Source organism: Micromonospora sp. NPDC047753, from assembly GCF_040642735.1.
GTDB lineage: Bacteria > Actinomycetota > Actinomycetes > Mycobacteriales > Micromonosporaceae > Micromonospora.
The window spans coordinates 1-2,008 of sequence record NZ_JBEYSL010000786.1 but is presented as its reverse complement, the minus strand read 5'-3'; the positions used below and the strand labels follow the sequence as shown (position 1 = coordinate 2,008).

Below are 2,008 nucleotides of genomic sequence, written 5' to 3'. Positions count from 1 at the left end.
CACCGCCCCGGTCCACTGCCGTCGCAGCGTCGCCACCGTCCCCGTACGCCATCGCACCATGACGGGCACGCTAGCCGCGCGGGCGTGGCGGCCCGCGCCCGGGTGCGGGTCAGATCGGTTCGGGGCCGCCGGCGTCCGGGCTCGGCCCGGCCTGGGTGTGCCGGGCGGTGCCGGTGGCGCCCGGCATCGAACGGGTCGGGTCGAGGAAGACGAAGCGGATCTCCGGGTACCGGTTGGTGAGCCGCCGCTCGGCCTCGTCGGCGCTGGCCTCGATCTGCGCGCCGGTGGCCTCGTCGCGGAAGTCGACCTTCGCGGCGACCAGGATGTCCTGCGGGCCGAGCTGCATGGTCAACAGGGTGTCGATGCGTTCCACCTCGGGCAGCCCGGCCAGATCCTGCTCGATCTCGTGACGCAGCCGCTCCGGGACGGCCCGGCCGACCAGCAGCGACAGGTTGTTGCTGGCGAGGATCCCGGCGACGGTCAGCAGCAGGAGCCCGATCAGGATCGACGCGACGCCGTCCCACACCTCGTCGCCGGTGGCGTGCGACAGACCGACGCCGAGCCCGGCCAGCATCAGACCGATCAGGGCCGCGCTGTCCTCCAGGAAGACCGCCTTGACTGTGGTGTCGGCGGTCAACCGCAGGAACCGCCGAGGCGTGGTCCGCCAGCGCCGCGATTCGCGGCGGACCTGCCGCACGGCCCGGGCCAGGGAGATCGACTCGATGACGAACGACACCCCGAGCACGATGTACGAGATCAGGTAGTCGCCGCTGTGCTTGTGCACCAGGATCGTGGTGACGCCGTGGGTGACGGCGAAACCGGCGCCGGCGACGAACGTGAACATGGCGGCGAAGAACGCCCAGACGTAGCTTTCCTTGCCGTACCCGAAGGGGTGTCGCTGGTCGGCCGGGCGGGCGCCGCGGCGCAGCGCCTGGAAGAGCAGCACCTCGGTGGTGGTGTCGGCGATCGAGTGCGCCGCCTCGGAGAGCATCGCGGCTGATCCGGAGATCAGCCCGGCGATCAGCTTGGCGACCGCGATGGCGAGGTTGGCCGCACCGGCGACGACGACGGTGCCGACGCTCTCGCTCTCGGGTCTGGCCTCCGCTTGCGACATGAGGATCACCCTATGACCGCTGACGGCGACGCGCCGGGGGAGGCCCGATCCGAACAAGTGTGCGGCACGCCCGCGCGGGTGCGCGGTGTGGGCGGGTCGGCTGCTAGCGTCTACCGCGTGTCGCGGACCCGCACCGAACGCCTGGTCAACCTGGTGATCTGCCTGCTGTCCACGCGACGGTTCCTGACCGCCGCGCAGATCGCCGCGACCGTGCCCGGTTACGAGCACGATCCGGACGACGCGCGCGACCACGAGGCGTTCCAACGCAAGTTCGAGCGGGACAAGGCCGAGCTGCGCGAGCTGGGTGTCCCACTGGAGACCGGCACGGCGAGCGCCTTCGACGCCGAGCCCGGCTACCGGATCGCCCACCGCGAATACGCGCTGCCCGACATCCTCCTCGAACCGGACGAGGCCGCCGCCGTCGGCATCGCCGCCCGGCTGTGGCAGCACGCCGGGTTGGCCGCCGCCGCGTCGTCGGGGCTGGCCAAGCTGCGCGCCGCCGGGGTGGACGTGGACCCGCAGGCGACCCTCGGCCTGGAGCCGATGGTCACTGTCGACCCGGCGTTCGCGCCGCTGACCGCCGCCGCCCGGGACCGCCGCGAGGTGGGGTTCGACTACCGGGTGCCCGATCGCGACGCGCCCACGCGGCGACGGTTGCAACCGTGGGGCGTGGTCTGCTGGCGCGGCCGGTGGTATGTGGTCGGCCACGACCAGGACCGGGAGGCGACCCGCTGCTTCCGGCTGTCCCGGGTCGTCGGCGCGGTCCGGGTGACCGGCGCGCCCGGCGCGTACGAGCCGCCGGCCAACGTCGACCTGATCAGCCACGTGGCCCGCTGGTCGGGTCCGGCGGAGCGCACCGGTCGGGCCACCGTGCTGGCCGCGCCCGGGCGGGCC

At 73.3% G+C, this 2,008-nt stretch carries 2 protein-coding genes; one reads left to right on the top strand and one right to left on the bottom strand.

All coding sequences use genetic code 11. The features are described from left to right. Positions 1-109 precede the first annotated feature (109 nt). The gene (locus tag ABZ749_RS34530; protein ID WP_357235459.1) at positions 110-1,114 is read right to left on the bottom strand and encodes a cation diffusion facilitator family transporter; all 1,005 of its coding nucleotides are present in this window, start codon (positions 1,112-1,114) and stop codon (positions 110-112) included. Positions 1,115-1,231: 117 nt separating this feature from the next. On the opposite strand from ABZ749_RS34530, the gene ABZ749_RS34525 reads away from it, so the two are divergent. Continuing rightward, positions 1,232-2,008: WYL domain-containing protein (locus ABZ749_RS34525; RefSeq protein WP_357235456.1), on the top strand; the 777-nt coding region annotated here is incomplete at its 3' end.

Excerpts from the sequence above, each read along its gene's own strand:
- ABZ749_RS34530 (WP_357235459.1), bottom strand. The coding sequence starts at position 1,114 with ATGTCGCAAGCGGAGGCCAGACCCGAGAGCGAGAGCGTCGGCACCGTC.